Raw genomic sequence first — 23,341 nt, 5'->3', positions numbered from 1 at the left:
ATCTACGGCGGGACCAGCGAGGTCATGAAGACCATCATCAGCAAGTCGATCGGGCTGTGAACCGACGACTGTCCACATCAGACTCGAAAGGCAGGTCATCTCATGCGTGATGCCGTCATCGTCGACGCGGTGCGCACCCCGGTCGGCCGGGGCAAGCCCACCGGGGCCTTGGCCGGGCTCCATCCCACCGACCTGTCCGCGCACGTGCTCACCGCGCTCGCCGAACGCGTCGGTCTCGACCCGGTGCTGGTCGACGACGTGATCTGGGGCTGCGTCTCCCAGGTCGGCGCGCAGGCGGGTTCGATCGGCCGCTACTCGGTGCTCGCCGCCGGGTGGCCCGAGTCGGTGCCCGCGGTGACGGTCGACCGGCAGTGCGGCTCGTCGCAGCAGGCCGTGCACCAGGCCGCGGCGGGGGTGGTCGCCGGGCAGTACGACATCGCGGTCGCCGGCGGGGTCGAGATGATGTCCGTCGTGCCGATCGGCTCGGCCCGGGCCGCCGCCGGGCTCGGCGAACCCTTCGGCCCGGCGGTGAAGAAGCGTTACGGCGTCGAGGGTTTCAACCAAGGACTCGGCGCGGAGATGATCGCCGAGGAATTCGGTCTCACTCGCGAGCAGCTCGATCAGCATGCCCTCGATTCGCACGCCCGGGCCGCCGCGGCCGTCGACGAAGGCCGGTTCAGCGGACAGATCGCACCGGTCACGACGCCGAACGGCGTGGTGGACACCGACGAGGGCATTCGCCGCGGCGGCACGCTGGAGTCGATGGCCAAGCTCAAGCCCGCGTTCAAGCCGGACGGCGTCATCCACGCCGGCAACGCTTCGCAAATCTCCGACGGGGCCGCCGCGCTGCTCGTCACCACCAGCGAGATCGCCGCCCGGCACGGCTGGACGCCGATCGCCCGGTTCCACACCGGCACCGTGGTCGGAACCGACCCGGTCACCATGCTGAAAGGCCCCATCGCGGCAACAGAGAAGGCGCTCAAACGCTCCGGGCTCAGCATCGACGACATCGGAGCGTTCGAGATCAACGAGGCCTTCGCCAGCGTCACGCTCGCCTGGCTCGCCGCGACCGGTGCCGACTACCGCAGGCTCAACCCCAACGGCGGCGCGATCGCGCTGGGCCACCCGCTCGGCGGATCCGGCGCGCGATTGATGACCACGCTCCTGCACCACATGCGCGACCAGGGTGTCCGCTACGGCCTGCAGTCGATGTGCGAAGGCGGCGGCATGGCCAACGCGACGATCCTCGAACTGCTGTGAGCGAGGAGACGTCGCGCGGAGACATCGAGGCCGCACACGGCATGGGCACCCACCTCGCGGCGTACGTCGCGAGGCACGCCCGCACCGACCCGGGCCGGGTCGCGGTCACCTTCGGAGACACCGATCGGACGTATGCCGAACTCGACGCGCGGGCTGCCCGCCTCGCGGGTGCCCTCACCGAGCGCGGCGTCACCGTGGGCGACCGCGTCGCGGTCCTGCTGGCCAACCGAGCCGAGTACGTCGAGGCGATCGTGGCGCTCAGCCGGCTCGGCGCGATCGCGGTCCTGCTCAACTTCCGCCTGACCGCGCCCGAAATCCGGCACCAGCTGTCCGACTCCGGCGCGTCCGCCCTGCTCACCGACGCCGGTCTCGACGCGCTCGCCGGCACGGCCGCGGAGAGCACCTCCGTCAGGTTCCGGCTGGTGGCCGGCCCGGCGTACGAACAGGCTCTCGCCGAGGCGAAACCGTTGCCGGAGCGCCGGATCGACCCCGCGGCGCCGATGCTGATCCTCTACACCTCGGGCACCACCGGACGGCCGAAGGGCGCGGTCCTCACCCATGAGGGCTTTCACTTGTGGGCCACCTTGCGCATCGCGCACATGGGCTACGGCCGCGACTGCCGGACGACGCTGTGCGCGGTGCCGATCTTCCACGTCGCGGGGTCCGCCTCGGTGTTCCACACGCTGCTCGTCGGCGGCCGGCTCGTCGTCCATCCCAGCGGCGCTTTCGACGCCGGCGAGATCATCGACGTGCTCGACCGGCAGCGGGTCAATCTGAGCTTCTTCGTCCCGGCGCAGTGGCAGGCGATCGTGCGCCATCCGTCGATCGCCGGCCGCGACTTCCCGCACTTGAAGTGGGCGAACTGGGGCGCGGCCCCGGCTTCGGCGGCGCTGGTGCGCGAAATCCGGGCGGCTTTCCCGGCCGTCGCGCTCACCTCCGCCTTCGGAATGACCGAAACCTACGCCACGGCCATGGTGCTGCAGCCCGAACACGTCGAGGACAAGCCGGCGTCGATCGGCAGGCCGTTGCTCGGTGTCGAGGTGCGGGTGGTCGACGCGCAGATGCGCGACGTCCCGCCGGGCGAGGTCGGCGAGATCGTCTACCGCGGGCCGACGGTCACCACCGGTTATTGGAACGCACCGGAGCAGACCGCGGAAGCGTTCCGCGGCGGCTGGTTCCATTCCGGCGATCTGGTGCGGGTGGACGAGGACGGGTTTTACTACGTGGTCGACCGGATCAAGGACATGATCATCTCCGGCGGGGAGAACGTCTACTGCGCCGAGGTCGAGAATGTCCTTGCCGCGCACCCGAAAGTCGGCTCCGTCGCGGTCGTGGGCGCCCCGGACGAACGCTGGGGCGAAGTCCCGGTGGCGGTCGTCGTGCCCCGCGACGGCGAGCCGCCCACTGCCGAGGAACTGCGATCGCACGGCTGCGCCCGGCTGGCGTCGTACAAGGTGCCGCGCCGGCTCGTCGTTGTCGACGCGCTGCCGATGAACAGCGGCGGGAAGGTTCGCAAGGAAGTGCTACGCGACTTCGTACGAGACACCACAGCCGGGAGCCAGCGATGAGCCTGCGCGTGACCGACGACGGCGTCGTCCGGACCTTCACGTTCGACGACCCCGACACCCGGAATTCTCTCGACGCCGACACGGTCGTCCAGCTGCGCGACGCGCTGCGGGCGGCAGCGGACGACGACGCGGTTCGCGTCGTCGTGCTCACCGGCGCGGGCGGCGACTTCAGTTCCGGCGCCAACCTCAGCCGGCCCGGCCGGGACCGCCACCCGGTTGCGCGGATGCGCCAGTGGACCGAGATCGTGACGGCACTGCAGGATTTGCCCCAGCCCACCATCGCGCGGGTCCGAGGCGTGGCTGTCGGCGCGGCGGCCAACCTCGTTCTGGGTTGCGATCTCGTCGTGGCCGACCCCAGCGTGCGGTTCTGCGAGATCTTCGCCCGCCGCGGGCTGTCCCCGGACGCCGGCGGCTCCTGGTTGCTGCCCCGCGCGGTCGGGTTGCTGCAGGCGCGCCGGCTGGCCCTGCTCGGGGACATGGTCGAGGCGGACGAGGCCCGGGAACTGGGTCTGGTGACCTTCCTTGTCTCCCCTGCCGACCTGGACGCGAAGGTCGCGTCGCTCGCCGAGCGGCTCGCCGCTGGTCCTCCCGTCGCGCTGGCCCAGACCCGCCGGCTGCTCAACCGTGCCTGGAGTTCGCCGCTCGAAGAAGCGCTCGAACTCGAGGCCGCCATGCAAGCCGTCAACTTCGCCACCGACGCACCCGAGGCCAAACGCGCGTTCGCCGCCCGCGAGGAGCCTCGGTTCGAGGGCCGCTGGCAAGTCGAATCCCCCGCCCCGAGGAGCGCCCCGTGACCGAGACCCCGAGCACCGAAGTGCTCACCCGCGCCGAGGACGGCGTCCTGGTGGTCACCATCAACCGGCCGCAGGCCCGCAACGCCATCACCATGGCCGTCTCGCAAGGCATTGCCGACGCGCTCGACGAACTCGACGCACGCGACGATCTGGCCGTGGGCGTCCTGACCGGGGCAGGCGGCACGTTCTGCGCCGGGATGGACCTCAAGGCATTCCTGCGCGGCGAACGCCCCAGCATTCCCGGGCGGGGTCTGGGCGGCATGACGATCACGCCGCCGGGCAAGCCGATGATCGCCGCGGTGGAGGGCTACGCGCTCGCGGGCGGCTGCGAACTCATGCTCGCCTGCGACATGGTCACCGCCGGGCGCGGCGCCAAGTTCGGCATCCCGGAGGTCAAGCGCGGACTGGTAGCGGTCGCCGGCGGCCTGCTGCGGCTGCCGCGACGGATCCCCCCTGCCGTCGCCATGGAACTCGCGCTCACCGGCGACTTCCTGGACGCGCCGCGCGCTGCCTCACTCGGGCTGGTCAACCGGCTCGTGGACGACGGGCAAGCGCTCGCCGCCGCGCTGGAGCTGGCGCGGACCATCGCGGGCAACGGTCCCCTGGCGGTCCGGGCGACCAAGCGGGTCCTCGCCGAATCGCCGGAGTGGTCCGCCGGCGAGCGGTGGGCGCGGCAGCGGGAGATCACCGAACCGGTCTTCGCCTCGGACGACGCCAAGGAAGGCGCACAGGCCTTCGCGGAGAAGCGAGCACCGCAGTGGCAGGGGCGATGACCGGGCCGCTGGCCGGACTGACCGTCGTGGAACTCGGCGGGATCGGCCCCGGGCCGTTCTGCGCGATGCTCCTCGCCGACTCCGGTGCGGACGTGATCCGGATCCATCGCCCCGGCGACGCCGGGCGTGCGCCCAACCCGGTGCTCGACCGCGGCCGCCGCTGCATCGCGGTGGACCTGAAGTCCCCCAACGGAATTGCCGTCGTCCGACGGCTGCTCGACCGCGCGGACGCGATGATCGAGGGATTCCGGCCCGGGGTGCTGGAACGGCTCGGTCTCGCGCCGGACGTGCTGCGCTCGACCAATCCTCGTCTCGTCGTCGGCCGGATGACCGGGTTCGGCCAGACCGGTCCCCTGGCCGCGCGGGCGGGGCACGACATCAATTACATCGCCCAGGCGGGCGTGCTGAACTCGATCGGACGGCCGGACGACAAGCCCGTCCCGCCGCTCAACCTCGTCGGCGACTTCGGCGGCGGCGGGATGCTGCTCGCCTTCGGGCTGCTCGCGGCGCTGCACAGCGCGCGGGAAACGGGCGCCGGCCAGGACGTCGACGCCGCAATGGTCGACGGCGCCGCGCTCCTGATGGCGATGACGTGGGGATTCGCCGCGGAGGGCCGCTGGTCCCCCACTGAGCGCGGCGTCAACCTCTTCGACGGCAGCGTCCCCTACTACGACACCTACGAATGCGCGGACGGGAAGTACGTCGCGGTCGGGGCGATCGAACCGGCGTTCTTCCGCGCCCTCGTCGAAGGATTGGGGTTGGCGGACCGGATCGATCCGGCACGGCAGACGGACGCCGCCACGTTCGAGCAGACCCGCAAGCTGTTCTCTGGCGCCTTCGCGACGCGCACCCGCGACGAGTGGGTCGCGCACTTCGACGGGGTCGACGCCTGTCTCACGCCGGTCCTCTCGATGGCCGAAGCCACCCGCGACGCGCACCTGCGGGACAGAGGGACCTTTATGACCGTCGACGGGGTCGTCCACCCCGCTCCCGCACCGCGTTTCTCCGCTACCGCAACAGCTTCGCCTGCCGCTCCGGCTTCCGCAGGCGCCCACACCGACGCGATCCTCGCCGGACTCGGATTCGGCCCCGCCGAGGTCGCCGCGCTCCGCGAAGAAGGGACCGTCGCATGACCTACTGGCCCGACCCCATCCCCCGCCGCCTCGACTACCCGGCCGTCTCCGTCGGCGAGCTGCTGACCGCCGTCTGCCGCCGGTTCGCCGACCAGGTCGTCATCGAAGACGGTGCCGAGGAAGTCACGTTCGCGCAGCTGCTCGCCGAAAGCTCAGCGCTGGCGCACGCGTTGCACGCCGACGGACTCGGACCCGGCGACACGGTCCTGCTCCACCTGCCCAACGGCCGTGACTACGTCGTCGCCTACACCGGGGTGCAGCTGGCCGGCGCCGCCGTGTCGCCCGCCAATCCCCTGCACCCGGTCGACGGGTTGCGGCACCAGATCCAGGAATCGCGCGCCGTAGCTGTCCTCAGTCACCCCGACCACGTCGAGTCGGCACTCCGCGCGGCCGAGGGCACCGCCGTCCGCCGCGTCGTGACGACAGCGGGGTCGGCGGCCGCGCCCGCCGCGCAGGATCCGCCGGACGTGCTCTCGCTGGCGGACTACGCCGCCGGTCAGCCGACCGAGCCGCCCGCGCCGAAGGCCACGTCCGAGGACATCGCGCACCTGGCGTTCACCGGCGGCACGACCGGCGTCTCCAAGGGCGTGCGGGTGCTGAACCGGAACGTGATCGCCAACGTGACGCAGGCCGTCGCCTGGCGCGGCGGGTACGCGATCGACCTGGCTTCCGGCGAGCTGGAGCTGAGGTCCTTCGGCCGCGACGACACCGGATTGCAGGCGGGGCGGGGCGTGTCGGTCGTCGCCGGGCCGATGTACCACGCGCAGGCGCTGATCAACACCCTGTTCATGATCACCGCCGGGGCGCGGATCGTGATCATGGGCCGGTTCGACCCGGACGTCATGCTCGGCCTGATCGAGTCAAAGCGCGCCACCTACCTCAACGGCAGCCCGACGATGTGGCACGCCCTGCTCGCCTGCCCGAGCGCCCGCACGCGCGATCTCACCTCCGTGCAAGTGGTGTCGTCCGGTGCCGCCCCGATCGACCTCGAAACGATGAAGGCGCTGCGATCGGTCTTCCCGTCGGCCATGCTCAACGAGGGCTGGGGACTGACCGAGGGCACCTGCCTGGTCGCCGCGTCCCCCGCGTTCCACGGAGCCCGTCGCAAGCTGGGTAGCGTCGGCCAGCCGGTCCCCGACACGACTCTGGAAGTGCGCGCCCCCGACGGCACGGTCCTCGGCCCGAACGAGCACGGCGAGCTCTGGGTCCGCGGCCCGCAGGTCAGTGATGGCTACCTGGGCCACGACGAGCTGACCGCGGAGCAATTCGTGGGCGGCTGGCTGCGGACCGGCGACATCGGCTGCGTGGACGAGGAGGGTTTCGTCTTCATCAGCGACCGGCTCAAGGACATGCTGATCTACAAGGGCTACAACGTGTATCCGCGGGAGCTGGAGGAACTGATCGTGCAGTACCCCGGCGTGGACGGCGCCGCCGTCGTCGGCCGCCCGGACGCGGCAGCCGGTCAGCTCCCGGTCGCCTTCGTCGTCGCGAAGCCGGGCGCGGAGATCGATCCGGTGCAGCTGCAGGCTTTCGTCGCCGAGCGAGTGCTGCCGTACAAGAAACTCCGCGAGGTGCACGTGATCGACAAGCTGCCCTCGAGCGCGGCAGGCAAGATCCTCAAAGCCGAGCTGCGCAAACAGCTGTGACAGAACGGAAAAGCGGCCGGCGAGGGCCGCTTTTCCGTTCTGCGTCAGGTGCCGGTGACCAGACCCCAGAGACCGTCCGGCCCGGCCGCCGACGCGGTTGCGGCCACGCGGGCGTCCCACTGCTCCGTGGTCCCGTACTCCGCTCGCCACGCCAGCACCGGGAGGGTCAGGCGGTGCAGGAAGTGCTCCTGCGCGGTCCCGATCGCGCCGTGCAGCTGGTGTGCGTGACGGACGACCACCGAAGCGGCATGGCCCGCGCACGAGCGCGCGACCGCGACGGCGAACTCGTCCGGGGAATCGGCGGCGGCGGCGGTGTCCACCGCCGCGTCCACAGCGGCCCGTGCGAGCGTCGCTTCCGCCGCCAGATCTGCCAGCAGATGCTGGACGGCCTGGAACTTCGCCAGCGGACGGCCGAACTGCTTCCGGGTCGTCACGTGCTCGATCGCGAGCGCGCAGGCCGCTTCGAGCGCGCCGACGACCTGGATCGCGCGCAGCAGCGCGGCCCGCAACTCGAACTGCCCGGCGACTGCCGGGCCGACCGGCGCACCGGCCACCTCGTCCGCGACAGTGACGGTGTCCCGCGGCTCGCCCGCGAGGTTCTCCCCAGACGTGATCGTGAGCGAATCCGCGGGCACGTCGGCGACCCGCCAGACCGGGCCGTCCTGCCACAAGCACACGACGCGCTCGCTCTCGGCGGCGAACGGGACCTCCGCCGCGGTGCCGTCGCGGAGGATCGCCGCGGTCCGGCGGCGGTCGTCCCCGGGCAATCCCGCCGAGCGCAGCAGCCATCCGGCGAGGAGGTCGTGCTCTCCGACCGGGAGCGCTTTGCCCTGGGCAGCCAGTTCGCCGACCACCACGGCCGCTTCCCGCCAGCCGGCTCCGCTTCCGCCTTCGGCCTCCGGCGCGGTCAGCCGGGTCAGGCCCAGCCCGGCCAGCCGGTCCCACCGGCCGGGACTCTCGTCGGCGATCACCTCGCGGACGGTGGCGACCAGGTCCGGGTCGGCCGAGGGCGGATCAGGCAGTTCGGTCATCGCAGCCCCAATTCTCGTGCGATCACGCCGCGCAGCACCTCGTTGGTACCGCCGCGCAGCGTGAATCCGGGTCGATGGGTGACGGCGCGCCGGACGAGCGCGGCGAGTTCGTCACCAGGCGCCGTCCGCCGGTCGGCGAGATCGGCGACGTCGCCTTCGAACGTCGTCCCCAGCACCTTCACGACGGCCGCCGCGGTGGAGACGTCCTCGTGCCGGGCCAGACCCGCGGCGACCGCCGACGACATCCGGTGCAGCCCGGCCAGCCGCGCGACGCACGCGCCGACCGCGGCATCCGCGTCTCGGGTGAGACCGGCCAGCAGGCGGTAGGTCGACAGGAAACGTTCCGGCCCGCTGCGTTCGTAGGAGAGTTCGGACGTAACCTGGGTCCAGCCGTCGCCGATGGCGCCCAGTACCAGGTCGTCCGGCACGAAGACGCTGTCGAGACGGACCTCGTTGAAGTGATGCGAGCCGTCCAGGGCGAGGATCGGGCGGATCTCGACGCCCGGCGAGGACAGCTCGACGATGAACTGGCTGAGGCCTGCGTGCCGGTGTTCGGGATCGGGCGGCTCGGTGCGCGCCAGCGCGAAGAACGCGTCTGCGTGGTGCGCGCCGGACGTCCAGACCTTCGTCCCGGTGATCCGCCAGCCGCCTTCGGCGCGGTCCGCCCGGGTGCGCACCGAGGCCAGGTCGGAGCCGGTGTCCGGCTCGCTCATCCCGATCGCCCAGTACACCTCCCCCGCGGCGATTCCCGGCAGGTACCGTCGCTTCTGCGCTTCGGTGCCGTACTTCAGCAGAGACGGCGCGGCCTGCCGGTCGGCGATCCAGTGCGCCGCGACCGGGGCTCCCGCGGCCAGCAGCTCCTCAGTGACGACGAAGCGTTCTCCGAAGCCGCGACCGTGGCCGCCGTACTCGACCGGGATCGTCATGCCGAGCCAGCCCCGTGCGGCCAGCGCCTTGGTGAACGCCGGGTCGTGGCCGCCGAGCCAGCTGTCGACGTCAGGGGTGAAATGGCCGTCCTCGAGCTGCGCGGCGACGAATTCGCGTACCTCCATGCGCAGCGCCATCAGTTCGGCGCTCTCTCGTTTTCCTTGCGGTAACAGCGAAATCCGTCGACGCATCACGCCCCCTGGAAGTTCGGCCGGCGCTTTTCGAGCATCGCGGCGACGGCCTCGTGGTGGTCCGCGGTCTGATGCGCGATCGCTTGGTAGGCGGCGGACAGCTCGAGCACGCCGTCGAGGCTGCGGCCTTCGGCTTCGCGCAGCAGCCTCTTCGCCATTCTGACGGCGTGCGGCGGATTGGCCGCGACTCGCCGAGCCAGTTCGAAAGCGGTCGGCAGCAGCTGGTCGGGCTCGACGACGCGCGAGACGATGCCCCACTCCATGGCGGTGGTGGCGTCGACGCGATCGCCGGTGAGTGTCATCTCCGCGGCCCGCGCCGCGCCGACCGCCCGCGGCAGGAAGAACGCGCCGCCGTCGCCCGGGATGATGCCGAGCTTCACGAACGACTCCGCGAAGAACGCCGTCGTGGACGCGATCCGCAGGTCGCACATCATCGCCAGATCGCAGCCGGCCCCGACGGCCGGCCCGTTCACCGCCGCGATGAGCGGGACCTCGCAGGCGTGCAATGCCCGCGGGATGCGCTGGATCCCGTCCCGGTACGCGGTGCGCTGCCCGACCGGCGGGTGCCCGAACAACCCGGCGCGGCCGGCCATGTCCTTGACGTTGCCACCCGACGAGAAGGCACTGCCAGCACCGGTCACGACCACCGCGCGGACGGTGCTGTCGCGGTTGACCCGGTCGGCCGCGGCCACCAGCGCGTCGATCATGTCGGGGCCGGAGATCGGATTGCGCTGCGCGGGCAGGTCGAGGGTCCATGTCTCGATCGCGTCGGCGCGCTCGACGCGTAGCGGTGTCGCCATGCTGCTCCTGTCCGGTCGACGGCATTGCAGCCTCACTCTGCTCTCCGCGCCGGACCGGGTCCAAGACGCAGCCACGCCCGAAGCGATAGGCCGCGCCTATCCGGCCGCTCGCCTATGCTCGGCGGGTGGACCTACGGCTCGTCGAGTACTTCATCGCGGTCGTCGACCACGGCAGCGTCACCAAGGCAGCGCAGGCCCTCTTCATCGCCCAGCCGTCGCTGTCGCAGGCGATCAAATCGCTCGAACGCGAACTCGGCGCGGACCTGTTCGACCGGACCGGCCGCGCCCTCGAACTGACCGGCACCGGACGGTCGTTCGAGGTGGCTGCCCGCCGCGTGCTCAGAGATGTCGCGGTGGCGCGCGACCGGGTCGGCGCGGTCCGCGAGCTTCGGGCCGGCCAGCTGCGGATCAGCGCGGTCGCCGACGTGACGCTCCATCCGCTGCCGATCCTGGTGCAGGCGTTCCGCACCCGGCACCCGGACGTCGAAGTGCGGATCACCGACCCCGGGCATGTGGGCGGGGTGGTCGCCGAAGTGCGCCAGGGCCACGCCGACCTCGGGCTCGCCACGCTCCCGCTGAAAGCGGCGTCGCTGACTGTCCGGCCGATCGGGCCGCAGCGGATGGTCCTGGCGATGACGCCCCAGCTCGCGGCTGACCTGCCCGATCCGGTCCCGCAGGCCATGCTCGCGAAGTTGCCGCTGATCCGCGGCGTCGACGACCGGCTGGCCGATCTCGTCGAGCACCCCGAGGCGCTGCCACCCGCGCGGGACGCGACAGTGCGCAGCGGATTCCGGCAGGTCACCTGGGAATTGGTGCGGCTCGGCGCGGGCATGGCCGTGATGCCGGAAGGCATCGCCGAGCGGCAGCTGACCGGCGTCGAGCTGCGCGGGCTCGACCCGGACATCCGGCGTGAGGTGGCGTGCGTCTACCGTGCCGACCAGCTTTCGCCCGCGGCCACGGCTTTCCTGGCGACGTTCCCGCTTGCCGGGCCGGCCTGACGCGGTCAGGCCTCGGACGCCGGAGCCGGTTCCGGCGTCGTCCCGGCGATCTCCGCGGCAACGTTCAGGAACGCCCGCGCGGGCGGGGAAAGCGACTCGTCGTGGTAGACCAGTCCGTATCGGGCTGGCAGCGCCGGAACCATTTCCCGGACGCGCGCGCCGTGCTGGAGGGCAGTATCCCGCAACGAGCGCTCGACCCACGTCGGTCCGGCGCCGGCAAGCGCGAAGGCGAGCCGCGCCTCGCGGTTCTGCACCACCACCGCCGGTCGGCGGGCCCGCTGGCCGGGGCTCATCGCCTCATACATGCGCTGCGCGTGGGCAGTTCCCTGCGGAACCACGATCATCGCCGCGTCGAGGTCCTCCCAGGCGAGCGAACCGACTTGCGGCGAGTCCTCGCCAGGCGGGAGGACGAGGTCGTACTCCTGGGTGCCGAGCGCGAGCGTGGTCAGGCTCTCCGCCGCCCGGCACGCGACCGGCAAGTGGGCCACAACGACCTCGCAGACCGCGTTGTGCAAGAGTTCGTCGACGCGGCTTTCGTCATACATCGTGGCCAGCGTGACGCGCACCTGCGGATGCCGCCGGTGGAATTCCGCGACGATCAGCGGCAGGGCCCCGCTGGCCACCGCCGGATGCGCCCGGATATCGACCCGGCCGTTGAGCCGGCCCTCGGCGTCCGGCACGGAACCAGCCGCGGTCGCCATGTCGCGCAGAATGGTCCGCGCCGGGCCCACGAGAGCGTGGCCGGCCGAGGTCGGCACCATGCCGCGGCCGATGCGATAGAAGAGCGGCGTCTTCAGCTCCCGTTCAAGCGAGCGCAGCCCCTGGGAGATCGTCGGCTGGGCCACGCCGACAGCTCCGGCGGCGGCGTTGACGCTGCCGTGGTCGACCACCGCGAGAAAGTACCGGACATGCTGCGGATCCACGCGGGCATCCTAGACGCGCCGCGTCCGCTCGCGCTGGCGCGAGCGGACGCGGCCGGCGCGGGGATCAGCGCGACGCCATCCGGATGGCGCCGTCGAGGCGGATCGTTTCGCCGTTCAAGTAGCCGTTTTCCAAGATCTGGCTTGCGAGCAGCGCGAACTCGTCGGTCGTGCCGAGCCGGTGCGGGTTCGGCACGCTGGCCGCGAGCGCGGCGCGGACGTCGTCGCGCAGCCGGCCCAGCAGCGGCGTGTCCATGATGCCCGGGGCGATCGTGCAGACCCGAATTCCCTTCGAGGCCAGGTCGCGCGCGGCGACGAGTGTCATGCCGACCACGCCTGCCTTCGACGCGGCGTAATTGATCTGCCCGATCTGGCCCTCGAACGCCGCGACCGACGCGGTCAGGACGATCGCTCCGCGCTCCCCGTCGACCACGTCGCGGCGGGCGATCCGCTCGGCCCCAAGCCGCAGCGCGTTGAAGCTTCCGACCAGGTTGAGCTTGATGACGAACTCGAAGTCCTCCAGCGACCCGGCCTTGCCGTCCTTGTCGAGAATGCGCATCTTGCGGCCGGAGCCCGCGCAGTGGACGAGACCGCGCAGTCCCTCGCCCTGGGTCTCGGCCTCGTCGAGCGCCGCAGCGAACGAATCGGGATCGGTGACGTCGCCCGCCACGAAGCGGGCCCGGTCGCCGAGTTCGGCCGCGACGGCCGCGCCGTCGGAGGCGGGCAGGTCGATCAACGTGACGCGGCCGCCTGCCTTGACCAGCCGGCGGGCGGTGGCCAGGCCGAGCCCGGAGGCGCCGCCGGTGATCGCGGTAGTGAGGTTCTCGAGCTGCATGGGTCGCCTTTCGAGGTCAGAGAAGTCCGAAGACGGCGGCGTTGGCCATACCGTCCTCCTCGCGCATGACGGCGCCCGCCAACCTGGCTTCACCGAACCATCCGGAGGATCGCCCGGCAAAGACCCAACCGCAATGCGTGCGTGAGCCGCTGCCTATGAGGTACGAACTCCGCGCACCCGACGCTGTATGGCTGGCACGTCAAGGCATTGCCCAGACGCGGACACGGCGGCCGGCCTCGCCCCTCACGCTCTGCGCCCGGCCAGCAGCGACATTTCCTGGGATCGACCCAGACGAACACAAGGAGAGCCGACCCTGCGCGCGATGCCGTCATCGTCGAAGCCGTACGGACCCCGGTTGGCAAGCGTGGGGGCAGCCTCTCCGCCGTCCATCCCGGCGACCTGACGGCACACGTGCTCACCGCACTTCGGGAGCTTCCACGGTTGCCGGGTTGAACGGCGCGTCGCACGCCCGACGGCCCTTCCCCAGAACGCGGACGACATCGACGTCGAAATCGAAGCTGCCACGTTCCTGCTCCGCCGGATTCGCCACCGTCAACAGCGACAGTTCGCCGACCCGGACCCCGCAGTCGATCAGCACCAAAATGATCGCCCGGTCCCGCAGTTCGGCAAATCCTTTCCCCTTCGTTGTGGCCAGCAGCTTCTTCAGCTCGTTTTCCCGCAGAACCGTCGGCGGATTGTCGGGGACGTGCGGCACCTCCATTTTGTAGAACGGGGACAACTCGACGATCTCTTCCACGTCGTCGAGCCAGCGCCAGAACTGCTGCAGGTGCCGATACTGCTTGGAGATATAACTGTGCGACAGCGACTCGCCGGTGCGGAAATTCGGCCGCTGGCGGAGGTACTCGAAATACCGCTCCAGCTCCCGGCGGCCGATTTCAGGGGCCAGCATCGGCATGTTCTCGTCGTCGAGGTAGTTGACCAGCATGGCCACGCTGTCGAGGCAGGCGTCGATCGTCGAGTCGGCGCGGTTCTTGGCCCTCAGGTGCGTTCTCCAGTCCGAGACGAACTCCCTGATGCGTCGCTCCAGCACCTCAACGGCGGTCATGAAAACAGCCGAATTCGTCCAGTCCCTTGCTTTACGAGCGCCGCGCCCGCCCCGGTATCGCCGCCAAACCACGTGTCAAGATCGTTAACAGCAGCGTTTTCGCAGGTCAGACCCTATACAAGGGGAGGTAGAGTGGGCCGGGTCGGGCTCGAACCGACGGCCAAGGGATTATGAGTCCCCTGCTCTAACCAACTGAGCTACCGGCCCCTGGGTTCGCTTCCGCAGGTCGATCCCCCCAGTTCGAGTCAACTTAGCACAGGCCCCGCGCGGGCCGGGGGCGTAGGCCGATCGGGTCGAGACCCCTCGTGCGGGCCTCCGGTCGCCTAGATTGCAGGGGGTCGGGTCCCGAGAGGAGGCCGCCATGACCATGCCCGGCCGGGTTCCGCTCGCGCTTCTCGACGCTCTCGCCGCCGGGCTCGGACTGGGCTATCTTGCCCGCGACTATCGCGACGCCCTGGTTTCGCACGGGCCGGCCTGGTCGATCGCCGCGGTTGTCGGGATTGCGGTAATCGTGGTGGCATGTCGCGGATACCGCGTCCTTCGCAGCACGAGCACCCGCATGGAGGCGATAATCGCGGACGAACTGTCCCGGCGTAAGCCGTCGCCTCGGCCTCGGCGGTGAGTGCGGGATCCGTTGCGGCCACGAGAGAAATCACCTGCCTAGCTCAATGATGGCACCGTACAAGCCGGGGGCGAGCGCGTCGGCGAGACCGCCCGGCGGCACTGCCTCGCGAAGAAGGTGCAACCAGGCGAAAACCGAACCCAGCAGCATCGCGTGCACTACCGGCACCTCGGGTCGCCGGGCCAGTTCGCCGCGGGCGATCGCGCGGTCGAGCACTTCGGCCAGGTACGCCCGTTCCCGGATCAGGAACAGTTCGCCAAGCCGGGCCGTGGGGCCGTCCTCGGCGCGGAGGTCGGCAAGCAGGCCGGGCAAGGCGTTTCGCACCTGTGGTCCGTCCAAAGCGGACTGAATGTCGGCGAGAACGCTTGCTACGTCACCACGCAGAGTGCCGGTGTCGTGCGGTGCCGCGATCGCGTCATCGTGCACGACTGCGGCGAAGACGAGTTCCGCTTTGGACTTCCAGCGCCGGTACAGAGCCGCCTTGCCGACGCCGGCGCGCGCGGCGATCGCGTCGACCGTGCACCTCTGGTAGCCGACCTCCTCCAGCAGCTCGTTGACCGCGGCCCGCACTGCCGCGTCGATTCCCTGCTCACGCGGCCGTCCGCGCCGGTTGTGCGTCATGGCCCACAGTTTACGATACTGGCAGTTCCGTATATCTTCAGGGCATGACCTGGGACAAAACCTCCGCCCGCACCCTCGCCGTCGACCCGGCCGCGCTGTGGGACGTCCTTGCCGACGTCGAGAACTGGCCACGCTGGGACCCGGACGTCGCGCGCGTCGTGCTGCACGGACCGGCCGCTGCCGGTTCGACCGGATTCCTTTACCCCAGCGGCGGACTCCGCGGCAGCGTGCACGCGAAGCTCGCGAAGGACTTCACCTTCACGAGCTGGCGGCCCGGACGCGAACTCGGGCTCTGCCAGCCCGTGCCGTTCGGGAAGATGGACCTCCGGCTGAGCGTCGCGGCCGCCGCCGGCAGGGCCGAACTGACCCAGCGCGTCGTCCTCGACACCCCGCTGCGGGCGGTCATGGTGCGGATCATCGCTGACGACATCGTGGCGAACTTCGGCCGGAAGTGCGCCGCGCTGACCCGGCTCGCCGTCGCGAAAGCGAGCTGACTCGCCCTTGCGGCCCCGGCCGGGACCGCAAGGGCGGACCGGCTAGTTCCGGTACCGGAACAGGATCCGGCCCCGGTCGAGGTCGTACGGGCTCAACTCCACCAGGACCCGGTCGAACGGCACGATCTTGATGAAGTTCTTCCTGATCTTGCCGCTGATGTGGGCCAGCACGTGGTGCCCGTTCGCCAGTTCGACGGTGAACCGGGCGTCGCGCAGGCACTCGACCACGGTTCCCTCGACTTCGATCCCGCCCTTACCGGCCATGGCGCATCAGCTCCACCGTGCTGTTCGCCCGCCGCGCGCCGATGCCCTCGAACAGCGCCGTCGCCGCTGCGTTGGCCTCGTTCACCTCGGCGGATGCCGTCGGGATGCCCGCTTGGCGCAGGACGTCGAGCGTGTGGGTCAACAACCCGCGCGCGATGCCGCGGCGGCGCCGATCAGCACGGACGGCGATGAGCCCGATCCGAGGCAGGCGCGTCACCTGAACCACCCGGACCAGGCCCACGTACTCGCCCTCCTCGACCGCCACGGCGTACTTCGACGGGTCCACGATGGTGTCGCCAGCCGCGCGAGGCAGCACCTCGGCTGGCATCTCCGACCAGCCGACAGTCGCCTCGACCTCGGCGCGAATGACGCGGTCGAGCTCGCGCAACGGACCCTCGTCAGCGGATCCGGCGGGCACGAACGCGACGCCCGACGGCAGCCCGACCGGTCCGGTGACCTGCGGGTCTGTGGGCGCGACGTACTCCCACTCGCGCCGCCGGACCGTCAGGCCGGCCCGCTGCCAGCCGTCCAGCAGTTCGCGGTCGGTTTCGTCGACCACGGTGTGCACGGGGTCCGGCACCGCGGCCAGCATCTCGCGGGCGAGCTGGTCGAAGACGGAGCGGTGCCAGGCGTCGACGCTGAGGAAAACCCGTCCGTCTGGCCGGGTCGTGGCCTCGCCGCGACCGGCGACCCGGCCGTCGTCCAGTGCCTGCCATAGTCCCGGTCCGAGCCGGGTGATGCGCACCGCGGGTTCGCCCGCGGTGAAACGCAGAGTGTCCATGATGGTCACCTTTCGGAGTGCCTTCGCTCAAGGCGCTCCTGGCAACCCCTACGTCAGTCGCCCGACCGTGACGACACGGGGAGCACCCACATCGAAACAGCGTTCATGGGTCTCACCTCCTGGCGTCGAGTCACGGTCGAGGCGAACCATAACGGCGCGCTCCGGGCCCCGTCCACCGAATTAACTTCTCCTCAGCCGATCCGCAGCACCACCTTGCCGCGACCGTGTCCGGCGGCCACCTCGCGATGGGCGTTCGCGGCGTCGTCGAGCGAGTACTCCGACCGGACGGTCACCCGCAGTTGTCCTCGCGCGCACAGGTCCAGCAGTTCGCGGAGCCGCCGGGCGGAACGGTCGCTGGTGAGCCACTGCGCGCCGAGTTCCGCGGCCAGCGGAGGCTCCACAATGGACCCGATCCGGCCGCGATCAGCCACCAGTTCCGCTGCGATGCGAAGGTTCCCGTGTCCCGCGGTATCGAAAGCGAGGTCGATCCCGTCTGGAACGGCTTCGCGGAGACGGTCGAGTTCGCCTTCGCCGTACACCACTGGTATGGCACCGAGCGTGCGGAGATACTCCTGGTTCTCCTCGCTGCCGGTCCCGATTACCCGCAGCCCGCGGAGACGCGCCAACTGGACCGCCATCGAGCCGACGCCGCCGGCCGCGCCGTGAATCAGGATCGTCTCGCCGGACTTGGCGCCGAGCCGCTCCAACGCGGTGTGCGCAGTCTGCCCGGAAGCCGACAACGCCCCCGCCGTCAGCCAATCGACGTTCTCGGGCTTGACGACCACCTGGCTGGCCGGGACAGCGAGGTACTCGGCGTAGCAGCCCAGCACGCGGAATCCGGCAACCTGCTGTCCTGTCTCGAATTCGGTCACTCCCGCGCCGGCCTGGACGATCGTCCCGGCGAACTCGTTGCCCAGGATCTGCGGGAATTCAATGGTCGCGCCCGGCGGCGTCCAGCCGTCCCGGATCGCGACGTCGGTCGGCTGAACGCCGGCGGTCTCGACGCGTACCAGCACTTCTCCCGGCTTCGCGACCGGCGTCGGCAATTTATGGACCGTCAGCCGTTCCGCGGGCCCGAACTCGTCGATCGCGGCCGCGCGCATGACCGTCGGAATCCCGGACATCACGCCACCGCCTTCGCGGTCGTGCGGACGAATTCCGCCATTTCCGCAACGCTTTGCGCCGCATCTGCCTGCAGGGTCGTAGTCGTCACAAAATCCCCTTCACGCGCGATCCTCGCCGCCGGCTGGGCGGTGCTTACAGTGGACTTCATCAAGCGGACTTGATGTCAAGCACGGAAAGAGCTGCCATGCCCCAGATCACGCGCGAGGTCGTCTGGCTGAAGCCGGGACAGATCGCCGAACGCGCCGGTGTCAGCGTGCCGACGCTGCACTATTACGAGAGCCGCGGGCTCATCGCGAGCAGGCGCACGAGCGGCAACCGGCGCGAATACCGGCGCGACACGCTGCGCATGATCGCCTTCATCCGGACCGCGCAGCGGGTCGGGGTGTCGCTGGAAGAAATCAAGGAAGCGCTCGCCGAACTGCCGGACCAGCGGATCCCGACCAAACGCGACTGGGCGCGCATCTCCCGCCGCTGGCACGAGCGCCTCACCGCGCGGATCGAGGAACTGACCGCGTTGCGCGACCGGTTCACCGACTGCATCGGCTGCGGATGCCTGTCGCTGAAATCCTGCCCGTACTCGAATCCGGACGACGTTCTCGGGCAGGGCGGCGCGGGGGCGCGACGGTTTCCGCACTAGCTCCTCGCCGGAGTTTCGCGGGCCCTGAGGGAATCAGAGCCCGTGAAGGCGGCTCACGGGAGGCGGGCTGGCCGTCGCTGCTCGCGGATGGCCCATACGGCCCTTGGCCCACGACGAGGTCGAGCCGCCGGGGCGGCCCGGTCAGCCTGGCCGCGGCGAATGGGCCGTCCTAACCGCCGAGCGCGGCCCGGAAGTACCGTCCCGTCGCGCCGTCGTGCTCGGCGAGCCCCTTAGGCGTGCCGGTGTAGAGCACCTGGCCGCCGTTCTCGCCGGCGCCGGGGCCGAGGTCGAGCACCCAGTCCGCCGCGGCGACGACGTGCAGCGAATGTTCGACGACCACGAGCGTCCGGCCCTCGTCGACCAGCCGGTCCAGGAGCGCGACCATCCGCGTGGTGTCGCTGGGATGCAGGCCCGCGGTGGGTTCGTCGACGAGCAGGTCGTCGCTGGTCGAGTCGAGCTGGCGGGCGAGTTTCAGCCGTTGCCGCTCGCCGCCCGACAGCGTGTCGAGCGTGCGGCCGCTCGCCAGGTGCCCGAGACCCAGTTCGCCGAGCAGCGCGGCCAGCCGGACCACGTCCGGATGCGGCACGTACCGGGCCAGCGCCGACACCGGCGTGTCCAGCACTTCGAGCACCGTGCGCCCCTCAAGCCGCGTTTCCAGTGCCTCCGCACGGAATCCGGTCGCGTCGCACTCCTCGCACGGCGTGTCGACGTCCTCCAGGAACGCCAGGTCGGTCCGCCGCACGCCGGTGCCGCGGCAGGCCGGGCACCCGCCCTGCGAACGCGGGTTGAACAGCTTCGGCGACTCGCCGCTCGCCTCGGCGAACGCGCGCTGCACCGGATCGGCCAGTCCGAGCCAGGTGCCGACCGTCGACCGCCCCGTCGCGACGATCTGGCTCTGGTCGACGACAGTGAACCGCGGGTGCCGCTCGGCGAGTTCGCCCGCCAGCGTCGACTTCCCGGACCCGGCCACCCCGGTGATCACGGTGAGCACGCCAGTCGGCACGTCGACGTCGATATCGCGCAGCGTGTGCCGGTCCAACCCGCGCAACGGCAGCCAGCCGGTGGGCTCTCGCAGCGTGTCCTTGAGCCGGACGCCGGTGCGCAACGCTCGCGCGGTCGTCGTGTCGGCCTTCCGCAACTCCGCCGGCGGACCGTGAAACACGACGCGTCCGCCCGCTTCTCCGGCTCCTGGCCCCAGGTCGATCACGTGATCCGCGGCGACCATCACCGCTTCGTGGTGATCCACCACCAGCACCGTGTTGCCATGATCACGCAACCGCCGCAGTACATCGACCAGGGACGCGACGTCGGCCGGATGCAGCCCGTCCGTCGGTTCGTCGAGGACGTAGGTGAGGTCGGTGAGGCTGGATCCCAGGTGCCGCACCAGTTTCAGCCGCTGCGACTCGCCGCCGGACAACGTCGGTGTCGCGCGGTAGCAGTGCAGATGCCCGAGGCCGAGCGTGATCATCGATTCCAGCCGCAACCGCAGCGCGGCCACCAGCGGACGCGCCCACTCGTGGTCCAACCCGGCGCAGAATTCCAGCAACCCCGCCGCGTCGCGATATCCGAGGTCCACAATGGACACGCCGTTGATCCGGCTCTCCCGCGCGGCCGGGGCGAGCCTGCTGCCGTCGCAGTCCGGGCACGGCCGCTGCCGGGTCACCTCGGCCAATGCTGCCCGCACCGCCGGTCCCGGCTTGGCTTCGCGTTCCACGAGCAACCGCCGGATCCGCGGGACCATCGACTGGTACTTGGCGCTGGCCGGGAACCGGGGCAACGGATTCGGCGGCTTCTGCGTCGGTCCGTGCAGCAGGAACTGCACCAGTTCCTCAGGCCATTCCCGCAACGGCAGGTCGTTGTCGAAGAATCCCGAGTAGACATAACGCTTCCAGATCCAGCTGCCGACCGCGAAACTGGGGAAGACCATCGCCCCGTCGTTGAGCGAACGGCTGCGGTCGATCATCCGCTCGCCGTCGATGTCGGTGACCGTGCCGAGCCCCGCGCAGGCCGGGCACATGCCGGACGGATCGTTGAACGAGTACGCCGGCGAATAGCCCGCGGACGGTTCGCCCAGGCGGGAGAACAGCATCCGCAGCATCGTCCACACCTCGGTGGCGGTGCCGACCGTCGACCGCGAATTCGTCCCGAGCGGCCGCTGATCCACCACGACGACGGTGGTCAGCCCGCTGAGCGAACTGGCCTCGGGCGCCGGATCGTGCGGCAGTTTGGTCCGGACGAACGCGGGCATTGTCGAGTACAACTGCCGCCGCGACTCGGCCGCCAGCGTCGCGAACGCCAGCGACGACTTGCCGGACCCCGACACTCCGGTGACCGCGACCAGCTGGTGCTTCGGGATGTCGACGTCCACATCGGCCAGGTTGTGAGTGCGCACACCGCGGAGGCTGATCAGGTTCGACGGCATGTCTCGCAGCCTACGTCCCGGAGGGGGTTCGGCTCGGATGGGTTGCGCCGGATCGCGGACTGGCGGTTTCGACGGGCTCGTAAGTTTCCGCGGACTCACGGACTTCCTCGGCCTGGCAGAATTCGGCGACCTGGCGGGATTCCGCGATCCACGGGCTTCCGCGGCACGAGGACGTTAGCGGCCCGAAGGGATTCCGCAACCTCACAGGTTTCAGCAGCCTCGCGGGCTTCCGCAACCTCGCGGGCCTCCGCGACCTGGCGGGCCTCCGCAACCTCGCGGGCTTCGGCGAGCAGCGATGAGGAGTGGCACGTGTCGGGAAGCCTTGGGCGAGCTTCGGAGGCGAATTTTCGGCGTTGGATTATTCGGTGCGGAACATTCGGCTTGGGGTTCGCTCCAGTCGCTGGTCCCTTCGCTGATGCTGCGGCTTTGTCGTGCTTCGCGACCGGTGCGAGCAACCCGGGTTCGAGCAGCTTTGGTCGATGTCGAGTGCTTCAGCGGAGTTCGCTCGCTCAGCATCACTCGCCTCGACCGACGTCGGCCTTGCTTCGGCCACGTCGCTCAATCCGGTCTGGACCGCAGCGTGCTTCGCGCTCGACAGCGAACGCGTCCGGGCCTCCGGTCCGCTCAGCACCGACAAGCCGCAGACTTTGGACTTGCTGGTCCATTTTTCCGGAGGCACCCTGGCCGAGCCAGGCGGGCACGGTCCCGCGCGTGTTTTCGGAACGGAGCGAGGACCCCGATGTCTCTTGACCATTACTACCTGCTCGGACGGTCCGGATTGCGGGTCAGCCGGCTCGCGCTCGGCACGATGAACTTCGGCGTCGACGGGTTTCACGCCGCGTACGGGAAGTCCGAGGAGGAGGCGCGGCCGATCTTCCGCAAGTACGTCGAGGAGGGCGGAAATTTCGTCGACACGGCCGACTTCTACACCGCGGGCGAGAGCGAACGGCTGATCGGCAAGTTCATCGCCGAGACGGGCGAGCGGGACCGGCTCGTGCTGACGTCGAAGTTCACCAACAGCGTCGCCCCGGGCGATCCGAACGCGGGCGGCAATGGCCGCAAGCACATGATCCGGTCAGTGGAAGCGTCGCTGCGCCGGCTGGGCACCGATTATCTCGACCTCTTCCTGCTGCACACGTGGGATCGGATCACACCGGTCGAGGAGGTGCTGCGCACGTTCGACGATCTGGTGCGGGCGGGAAAGATCCGGTACGCCGGGCTGTCCGACGTGCCGGCGTGGTACGCGAGCCGTGCGCAGACGCTCGCCGACGCGCATTCGCTGCCGCCGATGATCAGTCTGCAGCTGCCGTACTCGCTGATCGAGCGGACGATCGAAACCGAGCACGTCCCGGCGGCTCAGGAGCTGGGACTGGGAATCACCGCGTGGAGCCCGCTCGGCAGCGGGTTCCTGAGCGGCAAATACCGCAGTTCGGCGGCAGGACTCAGCGGCGAGGGCCGGTTGGCCGGCGCGTCCGGGGCCTGGACTGCGCAGCAGTGGGAGCTGCTGAAGACGCTCGAGACGGTTGCCGACGAGCTGAACGTGACGATGGCGCAGGTCGCGATCAACTGGGTCGCGACACAACCGGGCATCGCGTCGGCGATCGTCGGGGCGAGCAGCGCACGGCAACTGGACGCGACGATGCACGCGCTCGATTTCACCCTGCCCGCCGACCTGCGCGAGACCATGGACCGCGCGAGCGAGGTGCCGCCGGCCGGGCCGTACCGGATGTTCACGCCGGACTACCAGTCGTGGCTGGTCAACCCCGGCGCGAAGGTCGGCGACAAACCCGAGGGGTATCGGCCGGTGGTGCGGAACTGGGTGCCGGCGAAGCAGGCGTGAACCGCGCGGGATTCCGCGCACTGGGAAAAATGATTTCCTCCGCCCTTTTCAAGATATAGCGCACCCCGGGGCTTGCCGCAAGCCCCGGGGGATGGCGCAGAATCGCTGCTCGACCATGAAATTCGAGCTGTGGGGGGGGGCGGGTGTGCGGGCGAGATCGGGACTGGGGACGTGCGGGAAAGTCTCCCCGCCAAAGATTCTTCCGGCGCGGCCGCCGAGAGCGCATTCGCGCGGGTCCTTGAGCCCGCCGCCGGGGCGGAGTTCGCGCGCGGCCGCCGCTCCACCGAAGGCCGTCGCACAGCTCCGACAGACCCGCGGCGCGGCCGTCCCCGGCGACGCCGAATCCGCGCCGCAGGTCCAACTCGCCGGACATGCCTCATCAACCGGCTTGGTTCTGCCGCCTGGTCCAATTCACTCGACCGACCGCGATGCCCGACACGCTCGACATAGCCCAGCCGGACAACTCCAGGAGGTCCGAGGCAGGGTCTGGCCCGCCCTAGCCGGAGGCTCTGTTCGCCCTTGCCGGAGGCTCCCCGCCACACCACGGCCCGGGCCGCCCGCGGGCACGGTTTGCCATCCACTGTGCGCCAGAG

General features: G+C 70.3%; 22 protein-coding genes and 1 tRNA gene. 11 read left to right on the top strand and 12 right to left on the bottom strand.

What is annotated here, in order from left to right:
- Positions 1 to 102 precede the first annotated feature (102 nt).
- From H5411_RS15480 to H5411_RS15455, 6 genes are read left to right on the top strand one after another with little or no spacing between them, the layout of a single operon-like run.
- A complete protein-coding gene (locus tag H5411_RS15480) occupies positions 103 to 1,260 on the top strand; it encodes a thiolase family protein (protein WP_183124207.1) in 1,158 nt (385 codons plus the stop codon).
- Positions 1,257 to 2,828, top strand: coding sequence for an acyl-CoA synthetase (locus H5411_RS15475; protein ID WP_312878302.1), 1,572 nt, complete (start codon positions 1,257 to 1,259; stop codon positions 2,826 to 2,828). The genes H5411_RS15480 and H5411_RS15475 overlap by 4 nt, the downstream gene beginning before the upstream one ends.
- Positions 2,825 to 3,622: an enoyl-CoA hydratase/isomerase family protein gene (locus H5411_RS15470; protein ID WP_183124206.1), complete on the top strand. Its 798-nt coding sequence runs from the start codon at positions 2,825 to 2,827 to the stop codon at positions 3,620 to 3,622. The genes H5411_RS15475 and H5411_RS15470 overlap by 4 nt, the downstream gene beginning before the upstream one ends.
- Positions 3,619 to 4,395, top strand: coding sequence for a crotonase/enoyl-CoA hydratase family protein (locus H5411_RS15465; protein ID WP_183124205.1), 777 nt, complete (start codon positions 3,619 to 3,621; stop codon positions 4,393 to 4,395). The genes H5411_RS15470 and H5411_RS15465 overlap by 4 nt, the downstream gene beginning before the upstream one ends.
- Positions 4,392 to 5,528 carry a CaiB/BaiF CoA transferase family protein gene (locus H5411_RS15460; RefSeq protein WP_183124204.1) on the top strand — a complete coding sequence of 379 codons (1,137 nt, stop codon included), beginning with the start codon at positions 4,392 to 4,394 and terminating at the stop codon, positions 5,526 to 5,528. The genes H5411_RS15465 and H5411_RS15460 overlap by 4 nt, the downstream gene beginning before the upstream one ends.
- Positions 5,525 to 7,174 carry a class I adenylate-forming enzyme family protein gene (locus H5411_RS15455; RefSeq protein WP_183124203.1) on the top strand — a complete coding sequence of 550 codons (1,650 nt, stop codon included), beginning with the start codon at positions 5,525 to 5,527 and terminating at the stop codon, positions 7,172 to 7,174. Before H5411_RS15460 ends, H5411_RS15455 begins: the two co-directional genes overlap by 4 nt.
- A 44-nt stretch (positions 7,175 to 7,218) precedes the next feature.
- Here H5411_RS15455 and H5411_RS15450 read toward each other — a convergent pair whose 3' ends face one another.
- From H5411_RS15450 to H5411_RS15440, 3 genes are read right to left on the bottom strand one after another with little or no spacing between them, the layout of a single operon-like run.
- Entirely contained in the window at positions 7,219 to 8,205 is a 987-nt protein-coding gene (locus H5411_RS15450) for an acyl-CoA dehydrogenase (protein ID WP_183124202.1), read from the bottom strand.
- Complete coding sequence (locus tag H5411_RS15445) at positions 8,202 to 9,269, bottom strand: acyl-CoA dehydrogenase family protein (protein WP_246368993.1); 1,068 nt, start codon at positions 9,267 to 9,269, stop codon at positions 8,202 to 8,204. The genes H5411_RS15450 and H5411_RS15445 overlap by 4 nt, the downstream gene beginning before the upstream one ends.
- Positions 9,270 to 9,322: 53 nt before the next feature.
- Complete coding sequence (locus H5411_RS15440) at positions 9,323 to 10,123, bottom strand: crotonase/enoyl-CoA hydratase family protein (protein ID WP_183124200.1); 801 nt, start codon at positions 10,121 to 10,123, stop codon at positions 9,323 to 9,325.
- 125 nt (positions 10,124 to 10,248) lie between these two features.
- Between H5411_RS15440 and H5411_RS47570 the strand changes: the two genes are divergently transcribed.
- Positions 10,249 to 11,121 carry a LysR family transcriptional regulator gene (locus tag H5411_RS47570; protein WP_183124199.1) on the top strand — a complete coding sequence of 291 codons (873 nt, stop codon included), beginning with the start codon at positions 10,249 to 10,251 and terminating at the stop codon, positions 11,119 to 11,121.
- A gap of 5 nt (positions 11,122 to 11,126) precedes the next feature.
- Here H5411_RS47570 and H5411_RS15430 read toward each other — a convergent pair whose 3' ends face one another.
- From H5411_RS15430 to H5411_RS15415, 4 genes are all read right to left on the bottom strand, one after another.
- On the bottom strand, positions 11,127 to 12,044 hold the full coding sequence (locus H5411_RS15430; protein ID WP_183124198.1) for a LysR family transcriptional regulator: 918 nt from the start codon (positions 12,042 to 12,044) through the stop codon (positions 11,127 to 11,129).
- A 64-nt stretch (positions 12,045 to 12,108) separates the two neighbouring features.
- Positions 12,109 to 12,876, bottom strand: coding sequence for an SDR family NAD(P)-dependent oxidoreductase (locus tag H5411_RS15425; RefSeq protein ID WP_183124197.1), 768 nt, complete (start codon positions 12,874 to 12,876; stop codon positions 12,109 to 12,111).
- 415 nt (positions 12,877 to 13,291) lie between these two features.
- Positions 13,292 to 13,942, bottom strand: coding sequence for a tyrosine-type recombinase/integrase (locus H5411_RS15420; RefSeq protein WP_183124196.1), 651 nt, complete (start codon positions 13,940 to 13,942; stop codon positions 13,292 to 13,294).
- Between the two features lie 133 nt (positions 13,943 to 14,075).
- Positions 14,076 to 14,149, bottom strand: a tRNA-Ile gene (locus H5411_RS15415).
- A 154-nt stretch (positions 14,150 to 14,303) separates the two neighbouring features.
- Here H5411_RS15415 and H5411_RS15410 point away from each other — a divergent pair.
- Positions 14,304 to 14,564, top strand: coding sequence for a hypothetical protein (locus tag H5411_RS15410; protein ID WP_208637222.1), 261 nt, complete (start codon positions 14,304 to 14,306; stop codon positions 14,562 to 14,564).
- 30 nt (positions 14,565 to 14,594) lie between these two features.
- Here H5411_RS15410 and H5411_RS15405 read toward each other — a convergent pair whose 3' ends face one another.
- Positions 14,595 to 15,185 (bottom strand): TetR/AcrR family transcriptional regulator, encoded by a 591-nt coding sequence (locus H5411_RS15405; protein WP_183124195.1) that lies wholly within the window; start codon positions 15,183 to 15,185, stop codon positions 14,595 to 14,597.
- Between the two features lie 44 nt (positions 15,186 to 15,229).
- On the opposite strand from H5411_RS15405, the gene H5411_RS15400 reads away from it, so the two are divergent.
- Positions 15,230 to 15,679, top strand: a complete 450-nt coding sequence (locus H5411_RS15400) for an SRPBCC family protein (RefSeq protein WP_183124194.1) — start codon at positions 15,230 to 15,232, stop codon at positions 15,677 to 15,679.
- Between the two features lie 42 nt (positions 15,680 to 15,721).
- On the opposite strand, the gene infA is transcribed toward H5411_RS15400, so the two are convergent.
- The 3 genes from infA to H5411_RS15385 form a co-directional block, all read right to left on the bottom strand.
- Positions 15,722 to 15,943, bottom strand: a complete 222-nt coding sequence (infA, locus tag H5411_RS15395) for a translation initiation factor IF-1 (RefSeq protein ID WP_037818449.1) — start codon at positions 15,941 to 15,943, stop codon at positions 15,722 to 15,724.
- Positions 15,933 to 16,724 carry a GNAT family N-acetyltransferase gene (locus tag H5411_RS15390; RefSeq protein WP_183124193.1) on the bottom strand — a complete coding sequence of 264 codons (792 nt, stop codon included), beginning with the start codon at positions 16,722 to 16,724 and terminating at the stop codon, positions 15,933 to 15,935. Before H5411_RS15390 ends, infA begins: the two co-directional genes overlap by 11 nt.
- A gap of 191 nt (positions 16,725 to 16,915) precedes the next feature.
- Positions 16,916 to 17,848: an NADP-dependent oxidoreductase gene (locus H5411_RS15385; RefSeq protein ID WP_312878297.1), complete on the bottom strand. Its 933-nt coding sequence runs from the start codon at positions 17,846 to 17,848 to the stop codon at positions 16,916 to 16,918.
- A gap of 185 nt (positions 17,849 to 18,033) precedes the next feature.
- Here H5411_RS15385 and soxR point away from each other — a divergent pair, with 185 nt between their 5' ends.
- The gene (soxR, locus tag H5411_RS15380) at positions 18,034 to 18,486 is read left to right on the top strand and encodes a redox-sensitive transcriptional activator SoxR (protein WP_183124192.1); all 453 of its coding nucleotides are present in this window, start codon (positions 18,034 to 18,036) and stop codon (positions 18,484 to 18,486) included.
- 169 nt (positions 18,487 to 18,655) lie between these two features.
- Here the strand turns inward: soxR and H5411_RS15375 are convergent, their stop codons facing one another.
- On the bottom strand, positions 18,656 to 20,908 hold the full coding sequence (locus tag H5411_RS15375) for an ATP-binding cassette domain-containing protein (RefSeq protein ID WP_167441796.1): 2,253 nt from the start codon (positions 20,906 to 20,908) through the stop codon (positions 18,656 to 18,658).
- 739 nt (positions 20,909 to 21,647) lie between these two features.
- Between H5411_RS15375 and H5411_RS15370 the strand changes: the two genes are divergently transcribed.
- Positions 21,648 to 22,748 (top strand): aldo/keto reductase, encoded by a 1,101-nt coding sequence (locus tag H5411_RS15370; RefSeq protein ID WP_183124191.1) that lies wholly within the window; start codon positions 21,648 to 21,650, stop codon positions 22,746 to 22,748.
- Positions 22,749 to 23,341 lie beyond the last annotated feature (593 nt).

The sequence above is a fragment of the Amycolatopsis echigonensis genome (genome assembly GCF_014174495.1).
GTDB classification, from domain to species: Bacteria; Actinomycetota; Actinomycetes; order Mycobacteriales; family Pseudonocardiaceae; genus Amycolatopsis; species Amycolatopsis echigonensis.
Note: the sequence above shows the minus strand (reverse complement) of the source record. Positions and strands in the feature narration are given on the sequence as shown.